This window comes from Sphingomonas changbaiensis NBRC 104936 (genome assembly GCF_000974765.1).
Lineage (GTDB): Bacteria > Pseudomonadota > Alphaproteobacteria > Sphingomonadales > Sphingomonadaceae > Sphingomonas_B > Sphingomonas_B changbaiensis.
The window spans coordinates 133,465-152,114 of record NZ_BBWU01000039.1 but is presented as its reverse complement, the minus strand read 5'-3'; the positions used below and the strand labels follow the sequence as shown (position 1 = coordinate 152,114).

Below are 18,650 nucleotides of genomic sequence, written 5' to 3'. Positions count from 1 at the left end.
TTGTTGCACAAGGGAGTCGCCAAGATGAAGACGCGTATGTTGCTTGCGGCCGCATTGCTGGCCGCCACCGTCCCGAGCGCCGCCGAGGCCGCCTACACGATCACCGGCTATGCCTTTTCGCCGGGCGCGCTGACCGGCACGATCCAGTACACGCCGACCAACCTGAACCTGAACGTCGGCATCGGCCGCCTGAACCTGACCGGCACCGAAACGCCGGGCGGCGATCCGGCCAGCTTCCTCACCTATTGCGTGGACATCTTCCACACGCTGACGATCCCGGCGACGTTCGACTTCGCGCCGGTCTCGACGCTGATCCCGGACGCGACCAAGAAGACGCGGCTGCTGACGCTGATCGGCAATGCCGGCGCGCTGGTCGCCCATGCCGCGAACAAGGCCGAGGCGACCGCCGCCGTCCAGCTCGCGACGTGGGAGATCGTGAACGAGAACACCGGCAGCTACGGCTTTTCGACCGGCACGTTCCGCTCGTCGGGCGGCAACAGCGACGGCGCCCGCGCGCTCGCGATGACCTATCTGGACGGCATCACCAGCGGCGCCTGGGGCACGCCCACCGGCGGCTCGTTGAAGCTGTTCTATTCCGCGACCAGCCAGAGCCAGGTGATCGCCGCGGTGCCGGAGCCCGCCACCTGGGCGATGATGATCGCGGGCTTCGGCCTGGTCGGCGGCATCGCCCGCCGCCGCAGCCGCACGACCAACGTCGTCTACGCCTAAGCCAGGGGGGAGGCGAGGGCGGGCGCGGGAGTAAATCCCGCCCCCGAGTCCGTCGGCCCTGAGGCCGACCCGCTCGCCTTCGATCCCGTGCCCCGCCGGAACCGCGTCGACGGCTGGACGGCGGAGCGCCAGCGCGCCTTCATCGAGGCGCTGGCGGCGACCGGCTCCCCGCGCCGCGCGGCCGCGCTGATGGGCAAATCGAGTTACGGCGCCGAACAGCTGCGCCGCGCGCCAGGCGCGGAGAGCTTTGCCGCCGCCTGGGACCGGGCGATCGCGATGGCGGAGGGCACCGGCCGCGCCCGGATCCAGGCGGGGCTGGAGGCGGCGCGCGCGGAAGGCGCCGCCTGGGCCCTGCCGCCGGCGCCCTGGAAGCGCGCCGCCACCCGCACGCCCGCGCCGTCCCGGTCGCCGGCGCCGCGGCTGGAGGAGGACTCGGACGAAGCAAAGCTGGAACTCCTCGACACGCTGATCGGCAAATACATGCTGAAGATGGATCGGGAGCGCGAGGCGCGCCTGTCCGGCCGCATCGCCGAGGCCGATTTCCTCATCCGCCAGGTCACGGTGCTGGAGGTCATGCTGGACCTCTCCAGCGGCGACGCGCTGGCGGCGCTGGAGGCCGCGCGCCCGGGCGGCAATGATTTCATGCACATCGCCGAAACCCCGCTGTCGTTCCTGCTGGACGAGGCCCGCCGCGCGCACTGGGAAGCCTGCGGCGACCCGCCCCGCCCGAACCGCCCGGTCGACTGGCTCGAGGAAGAGGAGGACGGCTATATCACGGAGCCGGCCGGATCAATCCAAGTCCGCCCCGACATGAGCTTCGCGGAGCAAGAGGCCGAACTCGAACGCCGCTACGCCCAGGCGGCAAGGGAGCAGGTGGCGTGGGAGGCGGAGGCGCGGGCCGCGGTCCAAAGGCTAGCGAGCGATCGCCAAAGCGATCCAGCGAGCTAGCCGAGGACCAGCCGCGGCCCCGGCCGGCCTCGCCTCAAGCGAGGACCGACGAGTCGGGCTTTGCCCGACTCGCCTGCCCTGAGCCTGTCGAAGGGCGAATTCACTTCGCGCCGCTTTTTCCTTCGTCACCCCGGCCCCCGAAGCCGGGGTCCACCTTCTTCGCCCCGCTGACCCGAGCAAAGCCCAGCCCGCACCCCAAACGGAGCCAACCCATGCCCCTCCACCCAACCTTCCAGTCCCTGATCGACCTGCCGAACCAGCCGGCGCCCAAAGACCCGCTCGATCCCGATCGAAAGCAGGCCCGCATCGCCTGGGCCCGCCAGGCTATGGCCCGGCTGAAGGCCGCAAACGCCCGCGACGCTGCCTGGTCCCGCCTGATCGCGGACCAGCCGGAAGAGGATGACGAGGCGTTGGATGATCTCAGCCCGCCCGAACAGGACGAAGCCGACGCGATCCTGGCCGAAATCAAAGCCGCCTGCGACCACGACCGCTGGCCGAGGGAGCTGTATTGGAGCTTGTAGCGCCGAGCCCAAGTGCGCCGGCGTGCAACGCCCCCGCACTTAGGCGAAGAGCCGCGACAAGCTCGGCCGGCCTCGCCTGGCGAGGACGGACGGCGCGGATTCACTCCGCGCCCTTCCGTCACCCCGGACTTGATCCGGGGTCCAGCTTCTTCCTCCTCACCCCGAGCAAAGCCCGTCCTGATCCAGCCCAAGCATCGAGCGCGCGCTCCGGGAACCGCCCGGACTCCCACGGATTCTCCCCGCAAGACTCACCAAGGAGAACCCGCCATGACCAGCAAGCGCGAGCTCATCGATACCGGCACCGACAAGCGCTATGTGCGCCGCGACGAACAGGGCCGGTTCAAGGAAGTGGTGGACCAGGGCCGCTCCCTCTCCGCCGACGCCCGCCACCACGCCAAGACCAAGGTGAAGGCGCGGCAGGGGGATAAGGGCGATCGGTGAGCCCCGAGACTAAGGAGCGATCGCGCAGCAACCCAGCCCGTTGGACGAAGAGACGCTTGAGCCGGGCCGGCCTCGCTGCGCGAGGGTCCATAGCGCGCGATTCAGTCCGGCCCCGGACAAGGCGTTGGGCGTCGATTGCAGGGCACTCTTGCAATAGAGAACTCTACCCTAGGGCGGGCCGGCGATCTGAAAATAGTGGCAGACCCGAACCGCCGTTTGGCTGAGGCCCATAGTTCTTTGCCGCAGAGTCGCCAGCTCTCGAAAGATCGCCCTTGAATCGGTTCTCGATCTTTGTGAGCGGATTCACGCACCACTGCATGGGGAGAGCTCTTTCACGGGCTTGCGAAACCAGTTGGTCAACTCCGTCCCGGCAGTACCTAAAAAAGGCCCAAGCCACCTCTCGGCGCCTTTTGAATTTCGTTAGGAAGTCTTTCTCACGATAAATTAGCCGAACGTTCGTATCGATCGCACTCCACACAGAATTGTCTGAAATGAAAGTGTCAAACATCGTTGTCTCGAGAAACATTAGGCGGCCAACCAAGTCTCTCACAACGTAGCCGCACAGACGACTAGGGAGGATCAAAGAGTCCTCACAGAGTTCGTGTTGGGACTTCGTATAAATGTATCGATGGCTAACTAAATCCGTTAGAACTCTAAAACTATACTCATTAGAAATCCCGATAGTCTCAAGGCTATCATAAACGGTTTTAACAGAGATGCCGTCGAAATCGCTCTCGGAGCTATAGACAACCAGCGCAGACATAATGAAGAGGCGGAGAAACTGTACGCTACTACGTCCTAGATACGAGTCAAACGGATTGCCAATTACCGAAAGCGTTTCCCTGTAAACGTTCTGGTTGCCCAACATTATAGCCCGAAGCGCCTCATGCGGAGGAAGCCTGTAGCGCCCAGTTCGCTGATAAATGGAAACCGCCTTACCGGTCGAACTATACCCGTATTGTAGGAACTGACGCGTCATTTTGAGCGCGAGGCGCGTGTCTCCCGTTGCCGCCACCTCGATAATTCGGCCAACCTCCGTGCCCAGCACCGAATCGGATAACATGTCGATAATGGACTTCCCGTTGTCGACGATAACCTTCGAACCGTTCTCCGCCTCAAACTCAATTTTTCGCCCACGAAGCAACTGGCCAGCGACAGCGAACCTCTTCGAAAGAACTGATTTGATGTCAGGTGGGTCTATATAGACAGCATCGAAATCAAACGCATCAAATACGGCGCTGGCACGGTTCTTCACATATGTCGCGTCTCTCATCGCGAGAATGAGGTTACACCGAAGCGTACGAGCAATTGCTGTAGCTTCCAAGAAAATCCTAGCTTGTGCATCCGCCGACTCGACTTGATCAACGTTGTCTATCACCAAGAATACTGGTACACTGTCCGCCAGTGGCTTGAGGAGCTTGCTCGCATAGGGGAGCTTCAATTCGTAGTCCCGCAAAATTAGCTGGGATACTGCTTCATTAAACCGCTGCTCGTCACTCGAAATCAAGGCCAGAGGACCTTCCCTCAAGGACCTTATTTCTGTCGAATAGGCAGGCTCAATGGACCTCTTGAAGCTGTTAATGTGCGGGTGAGACGTCACGTAGCTAAAAAGGGACTGCGATATGATCGTTTTGGGATCGTCGGATTGGCTAAAGTCCCTAAAATCTACATATATCCAGCAACCCTCTGGCCTTCCATCGGCAATCTCGAACTTTCCTCCCGACGAGACCTGCGAAACGTAATCGAGAAACGTGGTCTTGCCTGATCCGACTAGACCGATCGTAAGGAGAGCTATGGGCCTCGATGAGATTTGCCGTTGGGTTAATAGGGCCTTCACTGCGTGTCGATCTTTTCCTCGCCCAACAGGGCGAATAGGACGCGAATTCAAAACCTGATCGCGAGGGTTCAGGTACATTTGGATGCGCTCGTCAAACCGCGTTCTCTCGGCGGTCTGTACGTAACATTTTTCGAGTACATCCTTGTTTTCGGCAAGCAAGCCCTCACTAAAGGCTGTTACAATCTCCCTTTCGATTGAGGAGAATATACTTCTACGATTGACTTTAGAAAACGACCGGTCGTAGATCTTATTAAGCCTGCGAGACTCAAGCTGATCCCTAGTCGATCCAAGGAGCTCTCTCTCCAAGGATCCACCAATTACAGAAGATCGCGATAGAAGGTCGCAGAATTCTTTCAAGTCGTCCGAATTCGTGAACTCCAAGTCACTGAAGACTATGGCCAATGAACTTTCTGCTGGAACTTGGTCTCGTCGATTAACGGGGAAAACTACCCAGCTAGTTCCATTCGTAGCGGCGCAGAAGCCAACGCTGCGAGCCCTACCGTAATCTCTAGCCTGCTTCAAAATAGCTGACGTCGGCCCTTTCGTGGCCCACCGTTCTGAGACAGGTGCTTTCCTACCCTTTGGTAGCTGGCCAAATGATTTTCCAATTCTCTTAGCTTCGATTAAGAACGAATGAGAGCCGGCGCTGATCGCATAATCAATAAAGGAGCTTTGGCCATCTTCAGTCACGCGCTCCTCGACGGTGACGTCCGATTTCCGCCATCCAAGAAGGTCGAAGATGATGCTGTCTATTAACTTGAAGCGCGTGCTCGCTTCATTAGCGTCGCTAACGCGTAATTCGGAAGCTTGCATAGCAAGCTGAACGGGCAGGCCAGGCTCCATGTGGATAGCGTAGCCATCTTCGTGACGGTGTCAAAGCGCAGCTTCATACGGCGAAGTTCACCGCAGCGCCGATCATTTTTCGTTATGAGCGAGTATTGCTTGCAACGAGCATGCGATACCGACCCGGCTGGCCAGCGTTTCCATCGATGATGCAGCTTCAGGTGCTCGCCTAATATCCGCGGTGCGCTACGGTCACGCCCCCAACTCTGGCATCACTTCGTCATGCGACACCGGCGGTCGCGGTTTCGCGAACGAAACCGCGACCCTTTCCTGCAGCCAGGCCAGGTAAGCCGCTTCCTCTTCGGCCGAACAAACTGCGACACGATGGGCGAGTAGGGGTTCATCGGCATAGGAATATGCGACAACGCATAAGAGTTGCAAATGTCCGCTCTTCTCCGTCACCCCGGACTTGATCCGGGGTCCACCTTCACTTTTGAGCGACGGGAAGGCAGGTGGATGCCGGATCAAGTCCGGCATGACGAGGAGGGTTCAGCCTTCGTCGCCCATGCGCAAAGCCGCGATGAAAGCCTCTTGAGGGATTTGCACGCTTCCATACTCGCGCATGCGCTTCTTGCCCTCTTTCTGCTTCTCCAGCAGCTTCCGCTTCCGCGTGATGTCGCCGCCATAGCATTTCGCGGTCACGTCCTTGCGCAGCGCCGCGATCGTCTCGCGGGCGATCACCTTGCCGCCGATCGCGGCCTGGATCGGGATCTTGAACAGGTGCCGCGGGATCAAATCCTTCAGCCGCTCGCACATGCCGCGGCCGCGGGTTTCGGCGGTGCCGCGGTGGACGATCATGCTGAGCGCGTCGACCGGCTCGTTGTTCACCAGGATCGACATTTTGACCAGGTCGCCCTCGCGATAGCCGATCTGGTGATAGTCGAAGCTCGCATAGCCGCGGCTGATCGACTTGAGGCGATCGTAGAAGTCGAACACCACTTCATTGAGCGGCAGTTCATAGGTCAGCTGCGCGCGGCCGCCGACATAGGTCAGGTTCTTCTGGATGCCGCGCCGGTCCTGGCATAGCTTCAGGATCGCGCCCAGATATTCGTCGGGCACATAGATGGTCGCCTCGATCCACGGCTCTTCGATCGTGTCGATCTTGTTCGGGTCCGGCATGTCGGCGGGGTTGTGGAGCTCGATCGTGCGCGCTTCCGCCTCGCCGGCGCTGCGGGTCAGCTGCAGGCGATAGACGACGCTGGGCGCGGTGGTGATCAGGTCCAGGTCGTACTCGCGGGTCAGCCGCTCCTGGATGATCTCGAGGTGGAGCAGGCCGAGGAACCCGCAGCGGAAGCCGAAGCCCAGCGCGGCGGAGGTCTCCATCTCGAAGCTGAAGCTGGCGTCGTTCAGGCGCAGCTTCGAGATCGATTCGCGCAGCTTCTCGAAGTCGTTGGCGTCGGTCGGGAACAGGCCGCAGAAGACGACCGGCTGGACCTCGCGGAAGCCGGGCAGCGGGGTGTCGGCGGGGCGGCGGGCGTCGGTCAGCGTGTCGCCGACGCGCGCCTGCGCCACGTCCTTGATCTGGGCGGTGATGAAGCCGATCTCGCCGGGGCCGAGCTCGGTCAGCTGCTCGATCTTGGGCCGGAAGCAGCCGACGCGGTCGATCAGGTGCGTGGTGCCGGCCTGCATGAACTTGATCTGCTGGCCTTTCTTCAACGTGCCGTCGATCACGCGGACCAGGATGACAACGCCCAGATAGGGGTCGTACCAGCTGTCGACGAGCATGGCCTTGAGCGGGGCGGCGGCGTCGCCCTTGGGGGGCGGGATCTTGGCGACGATCGCGTCCAGCACTTCGTCGATGCCGATGCCGGACTTAGCGCTGGCGAGCACCGCTTCGGATGCGTCGAGGCCGATGATCTCCTCGATCTCGGCGCGGACCTTTTCGGGCTCGGCGGCGGGCAGGTCGATCTTGTTGATGACGGGCACGATCTCATGGTCGTGCTCGATCGACTGGTAGACGTTGGCGAGCGTCTGGGCTTCCACACCCTGGGCGGCGTCGACGACGAGGAGGGCGCCTTCGCACGCGGCGAGGGAGCGGCTGACTTCGTAGGCGAAGTCGACATGGCCCGGCGTGTCCATCAGGTTCAGGGTGTAGCCGTTCCACTCCAGCCGCACCGTCTGCGCCTTGATCGTGATCCCGCGCTCTTTCTCAATGTCCATATTGTCGAGAACCTGCGACGACATCTCGCGCTCGGAAAGGCCGCCGGTGCGCTGGATCAACCGATCCGCCAGCGTCGACTTGCCATGGTCGATATGGGCGATGATCGAAAAGTTGCGGATGCGGGAAAGTTCAGTCATTTCGCCGAGGCCGTTAGCAGGGGCTGCGGAACGGGGGAAGCGCACCGCGCGTCGTTCGGGCATGGCAGCGTGGCGGATCGGGACGGCGGGGTGGGCGATCCCTCGGCAGAGTGCCGCCGCGTTTCCTGCCGATGGCAGCACGCTCGAACGCTACGCCGCCCGGCTGAACGCCGCCGAGATCAACTCGAGCTTCCACCGGTCGCATCGGCCGGCAACGTACGAGCGCTGGGCCGCGTGCGCGCCGGAGGGCTTCCGCTTCGCGATCAAGCTGCCCAAGGCGATCACGCATGTGCGGCGCCTGGTCGACTGTGCGGAGCCGCTTGCGGCGTTCGCGGCCGAGATCGCGCCGCTCGGGCCGCGCCGCGGGCCGGTGCTGGTCCAGCTGCCGCCGAGCCTTGCGTTCGACGCCGGGATCGCCGAGCGATTTCTCGCCGAAGCCCATGCCGCCTTGGGTGGCCAGCTTGCCTGCGAGCCGCGGCACGCCAGCTGGTTCTCGGCTGACGCGGATCGCCTCCTGATCGAGCGCCGGGTCGCGCGCGTCGCCGCCGATCCGGCACGCTTGCCCGGCGCGGAACAGCCGGGCGGCTGGCCCGGCCTCGCCTATTTCCGCCTTCACGGTTCCCCGCGCACCTATTGGTCCGCCTATGACGACGCGGCGCTCGCCCAATGGGCCACGCGTGTCCGCACGGCTGCGGAGCGGGCCGACCTTCTTTGGTTGATCTTCGACAACACCGCCGGCGGAGCAGCGGCCGGCAACGCGCTGGCGATCCGCCGCCTATTCGCGCAATAGACCGAAAAGCCGTCGCATCGCAGCCGCTTCTGCATTATTGTCGTTCGAAACGGGTCGCACATCGCAAATCCTGTGACTGGGGTCACAAACCCGTGGCTTCGGCCGCGCTAGGGCGCATCCAAGTTGGATCACGCGCCTGGGTTTAGGGAGACTTGACGTGCGGAACCTCGTTTCGATTTTTGCCACCGCGGCCGTGCTCGCGACCGCGCCTGCCACCGCCCAGACGGCGATGTCGTCTTCGGGCCGGACCTACAAGGACGGCACCACCAAGGGCGCCTCGTCGGGGCGGCGCGACCAGGAACGGGCAGAGCGGCAGATCCCGGTCTGCACCCGCAAGCTCGGCACCGTCGCGATCGTCGAGCCGGACAACCAATGGTGGCGTGAGCTGAACCTGGGCAGCCCGGAGGCGATCCTGAAGGTGTTCGTCCAGCAATCCGGATGCTTCACTCTGGTGAACCGCGGGCGATCAATGGCCAACCGCAACATGGAACGCGCGATGGCCGATTCGGGCGAGCTGCAGGCCGGATCCAACCTCGGCCGCGGCCAGGTGAAGGCGGCGGACTATTTCCTGCAGCCCGATATCGTCAGCTCGAACAAGAATTCGGGCGGCGGCGGCCTGGGTGGGGCGCTCGGCGGCTTCCTCGGCCGTTCGACCTTCGGCTCGATCGTCGGCGGCATCTCGGTCAAGAAGTCCGAAGCCAACGTGACCCTGTCGATCGTCAATGCGCGTACGACCGAAGAAGAGGCCTTGACGCAAGGCTATGCCCGCAAGTCGGACGTCAGCTTCGGCGGCGGCGGTGGCGCCGGCTGGTGGGGCGGGTTCGCTGCAGCCGGCGGCGGCGGCTACCAGGATACCGAGATCGGGCAGGTGATCGTGCTCGCCTATCTCGACGCCTATACCAAGCTCGTCACGCAGCTTGGCGGCCTGCCGCAGAATGCGGCGGCAGCGGCGCCTCAGGCGCGCTGAGCGGAGCTGCGCCTACCGGCATCGGGGAAGCAGCCGCGTTCGGCGGCTTCCCCGATCGCCTTCATCGCATTTTCGAAGCGGTCGTCGCCATGGCCGCCGACCAGCGCCCAGGGCAGATCCCGGCGCTCCAGCTCGGCGCGGGACAGCTCGAAGAATTTGCCCCGCAGCGCCTCGGTGCCGAACATGCGCGTGCCGTCGGGCACCCAGGGCAGATCGACGTCGAACATCAGGTAGAAATCGGCGGTCTCGGTGAAGCGGTCGAACCAGGGATCGCGCTCACCGAACAGCATGTCGGCCCAAACCGCCGTCATCAGCGGATCGGTATCGAGCACCAGCCAAGCCGGGCGCCGATTGAGCGCCTCGCGCGTGGCGGCCATATGGCCCTTCGCAATCGCGACCAGGTCCGTCATCGTGAAGCCGATGCCCTTCGCTTCGGACCAGGTCCGTCCGAACTCGGCGACATAGGTGCCGCCCAACGCGTTCGCGATCCGCGGACCGAGCGTCGACTTGCCGGTGCTTTCCGGCCCGTGCAGGCAGATTGTGCGGGTCATGTCGCGAGCATCTTCCGCTCGGCGACCAGCGCCTTGCGCCAGCTGAGCAGCCCGACGACCGAGACGATCAGAAAAACGGTATAAAGTATCGAGGTCAGCATCAGTCCCTTGGCCGCATAAACGCCGATCGCGACCGCGTCGACTGCAATCCACAAAATCCAGTTCTCCAGATAGCGGCGCGCCATCAGCAGCTGGGCCGACACGCTCGTCATCGCGATGAACGCGTCCCACCAGGGCAGGGCCGCACTGGTATAGAGATGCATAAGCGCGCCCCAGGCCAGCGTCGCTACCGCAATGACCGCAATCCAGCCCGCCCGGCCGGCGCCAGGCAGCAGCAGCACCTGAACCTCGCCGCTTTCCGCTTCCGACTGCGACCAATTCCACCAGCCATAGAGCTGGACGACGAAGAAAAAGACCTGCAGCCCGACATCGCTGTAGAGCCGCACGTCCGGCTGGGCGAAAATCCAGGCATAGATCGCAACCATCGCCAGCCCGAACGGGTAGTTCCAGACGCTCCGCCGCACGATCAGGAAAATGTTGATCAGGCCCAGCAGCGTGGCCAACGCTTCCAACGGTCTCACCGACACCCCCTAGCACTCGCCGCTTAAAGGACGAGATTTGCGCGACGAACACCGCAAAGCAATCGACGGCGGCCGGGCTTGCGCTCCCCCGCCGTCCCGTTAGCATCCGCCGCCAAAGGGCGGGAGAGCGGAATGCGCCACGTCGCGGTGATCGGGTCGGGTCCGGCAGGCTTTTACACGGCAGAGGCCGCATTGAAGGCGTTCGGAGAGGGCGTCTGCGTCGACCTGATCGACCGGCTTCCCGTTCCCTATGGCCTGATCCGCTTCGGCGTCGCGCCCGATCATCAGTCGATCAAGGCCGTGTCGCGGCGATACGAGCAGGTCGCGCTGTCGCCGCATGTGCGCTTTGTCGGGAATGTCTGTGTCGGGCAGGACGTGTCAATCCCCGAGCTGCAGTCGCTCTACGATGCCGTGGTGATCGCAACCGGGGCGCCGGTCGATCGCGCGCTCGACATTCCCGGCAGCGACCTGCCGGGCGTGGTCGGATCGGCGGCCTTTGTCGGGTGGTATAATGGGCACCCGGACTTTACCGATCTTCACCCGCCGCTCGCCGGCCCCGGCGCAGTGGTGATCGGCAACGGCAATGTCGCGCTGGATGTCGCACGGATCCTGTCGAAGACGCGCAACGAGTTCGCCGGCTCCGACATCACGACGCCCGCGCTTGACGCGCTCCAGCAGTCGGGGATCGTCCGCGTGACCCTGCTCGGCCGCCGCGGCCCGCACCAGATCGCGATGACGCCGAAGGAACTGGGCGAACTCGGCCACCTCGAACGCGCGCAGCCGCGCGTCGACCTCGCCGACTTTCCCGAACCCGGCGCCGACGCGCTGCTCGAGCCCGGCATGCGCAAGTCGGTCGCGCACCTGCGCGAGTTCGCCGTCGCGCCTCTGTCGGGCAAGCCGGTCGCGATCGACTTCGACTTCTTCGCGATGCCGGTCGCGATCGAAGGCGACGGCCGCGCCGAGCGCGTGATCGTCGAGCGCACACGGCTGGATGACGAGCTGCGTTCGATGCCGACCGGCGAGACCTATGTCGTGCCGGCGACGCTGGTGGTCAGCTGTATCGGCTACAAGACGCCGCCGATCGACGGCGTTCCGTACGAACATGGCCGCGGCCGGTTTGCCAACAGCGATGGGCGCATCCTGCCCGGGCTCTATTGCGTCGGCTGGGCGCGGCGCGGGCCGACGGGCACGATCGGCACCAACCGGCCGGACGGCTATGCGGTGGTGGACCTGATCGTCGCGGACACAGCGGACGACAGCGGCAAGGCCGGGCCGGACGGACTCGACGCGCTGCTCGCAAGCCGCGGCGCCGACGTCGTCACGTTCCGCGACTGGCAGAAAATCGAGGCTGCCGAAGCCGCGCGCGCCCGCGACGGGAGTCCCCGCGAGAAATTCGCGTCAATCGAGGAGATGATCGCCGCCGTCCGCGATTAAGTCGTGAGCTCATAAGATTGGAACGTCCGCAATGGGTGGAAAGCTGACGTCGGACGCTCGCAGCTCAGCGCCTTTGCTTCAGCCGTTCGGACCAGCGCGCAAAGAACCCCGCTAGGTAAACGCCCACCGCGACGTTCGTCAGGCCGCCCAGAGCAGTGAGCACCGGCTGCCGCGTCGCAAGTCCCGCAACAAAGCCGACGATCCCAACTACTGACAGCCATATGGCTGCTTTCGAGTGCGCTCGCCGCGCTCTCAACCATCGACTGAAGCTGAGGGAAGCGTATCCTATCGCGACAACGACACAGACGGCACTGACATTTATGAGCCCGTCTGGAGCGCCGTAATTGGAAGCCGCCAGCATCAGAGTCGTGGCAATTATTGTGGGAAGCGCAAAGAAGAGCGCGTGCCTCTGCCAGAGTGTCATATCCAAAGACGTAAGCTGCGAGGCACGGGAACGAAAGTGCTTTCGTCCAAGCCCATCGTCCCGGTGATGTCCGTCAAGGGTCGAAAGGAGTCATCCTCGCGAAAGTGGGTATGACTGGCACTGTGATACCTAGTCGAACCTGAAGCGCGCCCATTCGTCGATCGGCGCGCGACTGCTGCGGAGCTGGTTGGCGGGCTCGCGCGTGTCCTCATGGCCGATCGCCATGCCGCAGAAGAGCATCCGCTCAGGGGGCGTGCCGAGGAAGCGAGTCGCGGTGTCCGGGTACATCGCCCAGCATTCCTGCGGGCAGCAGGCAAGGCCGGCATCGACGATCAGCAGCATCAGGGTTTGCAGATACATGCCGAGGTCGGACCATTGCGGCGGCCCCATGCCGCGTCCGACCGTGCAGAACAGGCCGACCGGCGCGCCGAAAAACGCGAAGTTGCGCGCGAACCAGCTCCGCCGCGCTGCCCGGTCCTCGCGCGGGATGCCGATATGGCCATACATCGCTTCGCCGATCTCGAACCGCCGTGTCCTGTAGGGATTGTCGAGCTCGAGCGGATATATGTCGTAGGCGGGCTCCTCCTTCTCTCCGGCCATGATCCGGGCGGCGATCTCGCGCTTGAACGCCGCGAGCGGGGCGCCGCCGATCACGTCGATGTGCCAGGGCTGGAGATTGCCGCCCGAAGGCGCCCTTGCCGCCAGCTCCACCAGCCGCCGGATCAGCGCCGGGTCGATGGGCGTGTCGAGAAATCCGCGAACGGAACGGCGGGCGAGCACGGCATCGGCGACGGTCATTCGCCGTGAATGCCGTTCGCTTCGAGCGAAGTCGAGAAGGCTCGTTCCGCTTCGCCAATCAACCCGAAGCGCTCTCGTTCGTTGACCGGGCAGGAGGACAGAATGTCACTAGAAAAGATGATCGCGCTTCACCCCGACGTCGCCGGCAACGTCAATGTAGAGCTTGCGACGGCAGCCCGGCACGCGATGCTCTGCTCGCTCTTCTGCACGTCCTGTGCGGATGCGTGCATCGCCGAAGACATGGACATGACGGAGTGCATCCGAACCTGCCTCGACTGCGCCGATATCTGTGCTGCGACGGCGCGGCTCGCCACGCGGCGCGCGGGGCAGAACATCGCGATGCTCCGCGCGCAGGTCGAGACCTGCATCCGCGCCTGCGAGCTGTGCGCGGAGGAATGCGCAAAGCACGAGCACGCCCACTGCAAGCTCTGCGCGACGATGTGCCACGAATGCGCCGACGATTGCCGCAAGGCGCTTCCCAGCATCCAGTGAGGACAAGCCCATGACCGACAGCAAGCACGACAAGGGCAAGAGCCCGTTCCAGAGCGACCTCGATCGCAATCCCGGCATCGGCCAGTCGAAAGGCGCTTTCTTGACCGGCGAGGACCCGGAAGAGCTGGAAGGCGAGAACACGATGGAAGGCGATGTCGAGAACGACGCCACAGCCGTCGGCGGCGCAACCGACCGGAAGCTTGGCCACACCAATCGCTGACCGGCCGATCCTCTCCCTAACGTAAACGTCAATTCCTGCTTGCCCGCGCTGCCGCGATGCGCGATGCAGGACGCACACGGACAAACGGGAGTGGAGCGATGGCCGAGGCCTATATCGTCGAGGCAGTGCGGACCGCGGGCGGCAAGCGCGGCGGCAGGCTTGCGGGCTGGCATCCGGTCGACATGGCGGCCTCGGTGCTCGATGCGCTGGTCGAGCGCGCCGGGATCGACGGCGGCGCAGTCGAGGACGTGATCATGGGCTGCGTGATGCAGGGCGGCCAGCAGGCGGTGCAGGTCGGCCGCAACGCGGTGCTGGCGGCAAAGCATCTGGGCGAGCGCACGCCCGCCGTCACCATCGACCGCCAGTGCGGATCGTCCCAGCAATCGATGCAGTTCGCGGCGCAGGCCGTCATGTCCGGCACGCAGGACGTGGTGATCGCGGCCGGCGTCGAATCCATGACGCGGGTGCCGATGGGCTCGACGGTCGCCTTCCACGCCAAGGAAGGGCTCGGCACCTACAAGTCGCCCGGACTCGAGGCGAAATATCCGGGCGTCCAATGGTCCCAGTTCATGGGCGCCGAGATGATGGTCAGGAAGCACGGCTTTTCGAAGGATGATTTGGACCGCTTCGCGCTCTCCAGTCACCAGAAAGCGAAGGCCGCGACCGAGGCCGGGCGCTTCGATAACGAGATCGTGGCGCTGGAGATCGAGACGCCGGAAGGGACCGAGTCCCACCGGGTGGACGAAGGCATTCGCTTCGACGCGACGCTGGAGGGCATTGCCGGCGTGAAACTCTTGCAGGAAGGCGGCGCGATCACCGCCGCGAGCGCCAGCCAGATCTGCGACGGCGCCTCTGCCGTGCTGATCGTGTCCGAAGCCGCGTTGAAGGCGCACAATCTGACGCCGCTCGCGCGCATCCACAATGTGACCGTCACCGCGGGCGATCCGGTGATCATGCTGGAAGAGCCGCTGTTCGCGACCGACAAGGCACTGAAACGCGCGGGGCTGCGGATCGAGGATATCGATCTATACGAGGTCAACGAGGCGTTCGCGCCGGTGCCGCTCGCCTGGCTGAAGCATGTGGGCGCCGACCCGGAGCGACTGAACGTGCATGGCGGCGCAATCGCGCTCGGCCACCCGCTCGGCGCGTCGGGCACCAAGCTGATGGCGACGCTCTTGAACGCGTTGAAGGCGCGCGGCGGCCGCTACGGGCTGCAGACGATGTGCGAAGGCGGCGGCGTCGCCAATGTGACGATCGTCGAGCGGCTGTAGGGAAGCCCCTCCCCTTCAGGGGAGGGGGTGGGGGTGGGGCTGGTCCTTGCTCCGCATCATTCGATTACATTCCCCACCCCAACCCCTCCCCTGAAGGGGAGGGGCTAAAGGAGAGCGAAGCAGATGAAACTGGGAAATGACATCGCAGCCGTGGTCACCGGCGGTGCCTCGGGGCTTGGGGCCGCGACTGCGCGAGCGCTTACCGCCAAGGGCGTGAAGGTCGCGATTTTCGACCTTCAGGCGGGCAAGGGTGAGGATGTCGCGCGTGAGATCGGCGGCGTGTTCTGCGAAGTGAACGTGACGTCGGACGAGTCGGTCGACGCCGGCTTTGCCAAGGCACGCGCGGCGCATGGCCAGGAGCGGGTGCTCGTCAACTGCGCCGGCACCGGCAATGCGATCAAGACCGCCAGCCGGTCGAAGGAAGACGGCTCGATCAAGCACTTCCCGCTGGATGCGTTCAACTGGCTGATCCAGATCAACCTGGTCGGCACCTTTCGCTGCATCGCCAAGTCCGCCGCAGGCATGCTGACGCTCGATCCGCTGGAGGACGGAGAGCGCGGCGCGATCGTCAACACCGCGTCTGTGGCCGCCGAAGACGGACAGATGGGCCAAGCCGCCTATTCGGCGTCGAAGGGCGGCGTGGTCGGCATGACGCTGCCCATCGCCCGCGACCTGATGAGCGAAGGCATTCGCGTGAACACGATCCTGCCCGGCATCTTCGACACGCCGTTGCTCGCGGGCGCTCCGCAGAATGTGCGGGATGCGCTGTCCGCCTCGGTGCCGTTTCCGAAGCGGCTCGGCCGGCCGGACGAATATGCCCAGCTTGCGCTGACGATGATCGAGTGCGGCTATTTCAACGGCGAGGACGTGCGGCTGGACGGGGCCATCCGGATGGCGCCGCGCTGAAGCGCGGCTGGCGCCGCGCCGGTGCCAGACTCGCGCGAAGCCGGCCGGCGTGGCGCTCGCGCCACGACCGCCGACGCGGGACTTGCTCCCGCGTCGGCCCCACCCCAACCCCTCCCCTGAAGGGGAGGGGCTTTGCTTAAGCGCCCTTCGCCGCCTTGGCGCGCTCGACCGCTTCAACCACGATCCGGCGCGCATCTTCCGCACCGCCCCATTGGCCGACGCGCACCCACTTCTCCTTCTCCAGATCCTTGTAGTGGGTGAAGAAGTGCTCGATCTGCTGCATCACGATCGAGGGCAAGTCCCCGCGCTCGCCGACGTCGCTGTAATAGGGAAAGGTCGAATCGACGGGCACGCAGACCAGCTTCTCGTCGCCGCCATGCTCGTCTTCCAGGTTCAGCACTGCGATCGGGCGGGCCTTGACCACGCAACCCGGAATGAAGGGCGAGCGTGCGATCACAAGCGCGTCGAGCGGATCGCCGTCCGGTGACAGCGTGTGCGGCACGAAACCATAGTTCGCCGGATAGCGCATCGGCGTGTGCAGGATGCGGTCGACGAACAGCGCGCCCGACGTCTTGTCGAACTCGTATTTCACCGGCTCGCCGCCGACCGGCACTTCGATGATGACGTTCAGGTTGTGCGGCGGTTCGTCGCCGCACGGAATCAGGTCGATGTTCATGTTTTTGTCTCGAAAACTGAAGGGGCAGCTCACCTAGGCGCGAGCAGCCTGTCCAGCGCACCCTCTCCGGTGCCGATTTTTTCGAGGCGCGGGTAGCGCAAGCCGCCGCGATAGTCGATGGTCACGTCGCGATAGCGATCGTCGGATTTGACGACCAGCCGGATCGGCCCGGCGCCCCGCTTCGCGTCGGTGATCGCCCGCGCCATCGCGTCGGCGTCATAGGCGGCGTCGTTGACCGCGAGGACCGTCTCGGTCGGGCGGATGCCGGCGCGAAAGGCGGGGCCGTCCCACAGCACGTCCTTGATCTCGCCCTGTTTCGAGAGGTTCAGCCCGACCGAATAATAGAAGTCGTCAACCTTGGCCTTGGCGAGCTGCTTCTTCGAGGAGTCGGTGGGCTTGTCCCCGAACACCAGCCGATAGCCCGCCGCTTCGACGGTCCTGCGGTTGATCGCAGGATCGGTCGAATCGAGCCGCGAGCGCAGGAACCCGGCCCAATCATAAGGGGCGATCTGGTTCAGCGCGGCGGCAACATCGTCGAACCGGTAGGTCAGCTCGTGGTCCCATTGGCCCGGCTCCACGCCGAAGAAGAGCTTGGCGAAATCGTCCATGCTCTTCTTGCCGTTCGTCAGCTTGCGGATCGTCGCGTCCGCCTCGATCCAGAACAGCTCGCCGTTGCGATAGTAATCGGCGCTGCGGAACCAGCTCGGCCAGGCGCCGCCCGGTCCGTGGTCGGTGATGATCGGCTGGCTGGTCGTGTCCTGCACCGGCCGCCAGGTCACGCCCGGCATGCCCTCGCTGTAGCGCGCGACGACATTGGCCAGGAAATCGAGATAGGCCTGTTTCGACCACAAGCCGGACCGCGCCGACAGCACGTCGCCCCAGAACTGCGTCTGGCCCTCGTAGACCCAGAGCAGGCTGTCCCGCATCGGCTGGTTGTAATCGGGCGTCCACAGGTCCGCCGGCCGCCGGAATTTGCCGTTCCAGCTGTGCGTATATTCGTGCGCGACGACGTAGTGATCGTAAAGGTTGGCGTCCCAATCGGTCAGCAGGTCGGCATCCAGCGTGTTCTCGGAACTGCGGTGATGCTCGAGCCCGTCGCCGGACTGATAGTCGGACAGCGCGACGAGGAAATCGTAATGATCGTAATGGCGCGTGCCGAACAATTTGTCGGCCTGCTGCACCAGCGTCTTGTGCAGCGCCACCTGCTCCGGCGTGATCGCCGTCTGCCACGGCGAATCGGCGACGATGTCGAACGTGACCTGCGGGTCCAGCTGAACCTGTTTCGTATAGGCGCCGGCATAAACCGGCGAATCCACCAGGATGTCATAGGGCACCTGGTCGTAAGTGACCGTCGTGCCCCGCTGCTGACCGCGAAGCGCGGTGAAGCCCGTCCAGCCCGCCGGATAGGTCGCGCTGGCGCGGACGGGCACGTTGTGGACGTAATAGCCGGCTGGATACAGCGACACCGATTCCCACTGCAGGTTCGCCATCGACGGCCCGAACACGCGCCGTCCGCCCGCGCCGCCCTTTTGCGGCGAGAGATACTGGAACTCGGCTTCGATCTCGGTCGCCCCGGCGGGCACGTCGACATGGAAGGCGAACATGTCGATCGGATCGCGGCGCCAGGTGACCGGCTTGCCGCCTGCGCTGAGCTTCAGGCCGGCGAGATTCTCGATCTGACCCGAGGGCGAATGGTTGCCCGGCTTCCACTTCGGATAGAGCAGCACCATCGGCCCCGGCCCGGAAACCGGGATCGTTTGATGGATGCGGAAGATTCCCTGCTTCACGTCGCGCAAATCGACCTGGAGCTGCATTGTGCCCTGGAAAAGCACGTCCCTCGCAACCGGAACGTCGGCGAAGGCGGGTGAGGTAAGGAGAAAGGCGAACGGGATCAGTAGTTTCATAACGCTTCCGCTACCTTCT

At 64.3% G+C, this 18,650-nt stretch carries 19 protein-coding genes; 11 read left to right on the top strand and 8 right to left on the bottom strand.

All coding sequences use genetic code 11. The annotated features are described in order from the left end of the window. The first annotated feature begins 24 nt into the window (after nucleotides 1–24). The 4 genes from SCH01S_RS17200 to SCH01S_RS16455 all read left to right on the top strand — a co-directional run bounded on the left by SCH01S_RS17200 (nucleotide 25) and on the right by SCH01S_RS16455 (nucleotide 2,639). Nucleotides 25–729, top strand: a complete 705-nt coding sequence (locus SCH01S_RS17200) for a PEPxxWA-CTERM sorting domain-containing protein (RefSeq protein ID WP_245612226.1) — start codon at nucleotides 25–27, stop codon at nucleotides 727–729. Between the two features lie 87 nt (nucleotides 730–816). After that, the gene (locus SCH01S_RS15850) at nucleotides 817–1,677 is read left to right on the top strand and encodes a hypothetical protein (protein WP_052733889.1); all 861 of its coding nucleotides are present in this window, start codon (nucleotides 817–819) and stop codon (nucleotides 1,675–1,677) included. Between the two features lie 212 nt (nucleotides 1,678–1,889). Further along, a complete protein-coding gene (locus tag SCH01S_RS09995) occupies nucleotides 1,890–2,198 on the top strand; it encodes a hypothetical protein (RefSeq protein ID WP_046348647.1) in 309 nt (102 codons plus the stop codon). 267 nt (nucleotides 2,199–2,465) lie between these two features. Further along, nucleotides 2,466–2,639, top strand: a complete 174-nt coding sequence (locus tag SCH01S_RS16455; RefSeq protein ID WP_157032886.1) for a hypothetical protein — start codon at nucleotides 2,466–2,468, stop codon at nucleotides 2,637–2,639. A 163-nt stretch (nucleotides 2,640–2,802) separates the two neighbouring features. Here the strand turns inward: SCH01S_RS16455 and SCH01S_RS09990 are convergent, their stop codons facing one another. The 3 genes from SCH01S_RS09990 to lepA form a co-directional block, all read right to left on the bottom strand. Continuing rightward, nucleotides 2,803–5,319, bottom strand: a complete 2,517-nt coding sequence (locus SCH01S_RS09990; protein WP_046348646.1) for an ATP-binding protein — start codon at nucleotides 5,317–5,319, stop codon at nucleotides 2,803–2,805. 192 nt (nucleotides 5,320–5,511) lie between these two features. Next, nucleotides 5,512–5,796 (bottom strand): antitoxin PaaA2 family protein, encoded by a 285-nt coding sequence (locus SCH01S_RS17195; protein WP_245612225.1) that lies wholly within the window; start codon nucleotides 5,794–5,796, stop codon nucleotides 5,512–5,514. Between the two features lie 12 nt (nucleotides 5,797–5,808). Beyond that, complete coding sequence (lepA, locus tag SCH01S_RS09985; RefSeq protein ID WP_046348645.1) at nucleotides 5,809–7,617, bottom strand: translation elongation factor 4; 1,809 nt, start codon at nucleotides 7,615–7,617, stop codon at nucleotides 5,809–5,811. A gap of 61 nt (nucleotides 7,618–7,678) precedes the next feature. Here lepA and SCH01S_RS09980 point away from each other — a divergent pair, with 61 nt between their 5' ends. Beyond that, nucleotides 7,679–8,407 carry a DUF72 domain-containing protein gene (locus SCH01S_RS09980; RefSeq protein ID WP_046348644.1) on the top strand — a complete coding sequence of 243 codons (729 nt, stop codon included), beginning with the start codon at nucleotides 7,679–7,681 and terminating at the stop codon, nucleotides 8,405–8,407. Between the two features lie 229 nt (nucleotides 8,408–8,636). Next, entirely contained in the window at nucleotides 8,637–9,374 is a 738-nt protein-coding gene (locus SCH01S_RS09975) for a CsgG/HfaB family protein (protein ID WP_046348709.1), read from the top strand. Here the strand turns inward: SCH01S_RS09975 and SCH01S_RS09970 are convergent. Beyond that, nucleotides 9,362–9,925: an AAA family ATPase gene (locus SCH01S_RS09970; RefSeq protein WP_046348643.1), complete on the bottom strand. Its 564-nt coding sequence runs from the start codon at nucleotides 9,923–9,925 to the stop codon at nucleotides 9,362–9,364. The genes SCH01S_RS09975 and SCH01S_RS09970 overlap by 13 nt on opposite strands. Then, nucleotides 9,922–10,506: a nicotinamide riboside transporter PnuC gene (gene pnuC / locus SCH01S_RS09965; RefSeq protein ID WP_046348708.1), complete on the bottom strand. Its 585-nt coding sequence runs from the start codon at nucleotides 10,504–10,506 to the stop codon at nucleotides 9,922–9,924. The genes SCH01S_RS09970 and pnuC overlap by 4 nt, the downstream gene beginning before the upstream one ends. A 132-nt stretch (nucleotides 10,507–10,638) precedes the next feature. On the opposite strand from pnuC, the gene SCH01S_RS09960 reads away from it, so the two are divergent. After that, on the top strand, nucleotides 10,639–11,940 hold the full coding sequence (locus SCH01S_RS09960) for an FAD-dependent oxidoreductase (protein WP_046348642.1): 1,302 nt from the start codon (nucleotides 10,639–10,641) through the stop codon (nucleotides 11,938–11,940). 553 nt (nucleotides 11,941–12,493) lie between these two features. Here the strand turns inward: SCH01S_RS09960 and SCH01S_RS09950 are convergent. Continuing rightward, on the bottom strand, nucleotides 12,494–13,162 hold the full coding sequence (locus SCH01S_RS09950) for a nitroreductase (RefSeq protein WP_046348640.1): 669 nt from the start codon (nucleotides 13,160–13,162) through the stop codon (nucleotides 12,494–12,496). 117 nt (nucleotides 13,163–13,279) lie between these two features. Between SCH01S_RS09950 and SCH01S_RS09945 the strand changes: the two genes are divergently transcribed. From SCH01S_RS09945 to SCH01S_RS09930, 4 genes are all read left to right on the top strand, one after another. Beyond that, nucleotides 13,280–13,654, top strand: a complete 375-nt coding sequence (locus SCH01S_RS09945) for a four-helix bundle copper-binding protein (RefSeq protein ID WP_439645808.1) — start codon at nucleotides 13,280–13,282, stop codon at nucleotides 13,652–13,654. Between the two features lie 10 nt (nucleotides 13,655–13,664). Further along, nucleotides 13,665–13,874 carry a hypothetical protein gene (locus tag SCH01S_RS09940; protein ID WP_046348639.1) on the top strand — a complete coding sequence of 70 codons (210 nt, stop codon included), beginning with the start codon at nucleotides 13,665–13,667 and terminating at the stop codon, nucleotides 13,872–13,874. Between the two features lie 98 nt (nucleotides 13,875–13,972). Further along, nucleotides 13,973–15,145: an acetyl-CoA C-acetyltransferase gene (locus SCH01S_RS09935; RefSeq protein WP_046348638.1), complete on the top strand. Its 1,173-nt coding sequence runs from the start codon at nucleotides 13,973–13,975 to the stop codon at nucleotides 15,143–15,145. 123 nt (nucleotides 15,146–15,268) lie between these two features. Then, a complete protein-coding gene (locus SCH01S_RS09930) occupies nucleotides 15,269–16,051 on the top strand; it encodes an SDR family NAD(P)-dependent oxidoreductase (RefSeq protein WP_046348637.1) in 783 nt (260 codons plus the stop codon). Nucleotides 16,052–16,187: 136 nt separating this feature from the next. On the opposite strand, the gene ppa is transcribed toward SCH01S_RS09930, so the two are convergent. Further along, on the bottom strand, nucleotides 16,188–16,727 hold the full coding sequence (gene ppa, locus SCH01S_RS09925) for an inorganic diphosphatase (RefSeq protein WP_046348636.1): 540 nt from the start codon (nucleotides 16,725–16,727) through the stop codon (nucleotides 16,188–16,190). A gap of 29 nt (nucleotides 16,728–16,756) precedes the next feature. Then, nucleotides 16,757–18,631 (bottom strand): M61 family metallopeptidase, encoded by a 1,875-nt coding sequence (locus SCH01S_RS09920; RefSeq protein ID WP_046348635.1) that lies wholly within the window; start codon nucleotides 18,629–18,631, stop codon nucleotides 16,757–16,759. Nucleotides 18,632–18,650: the final 19 nt, after the last annotated feature.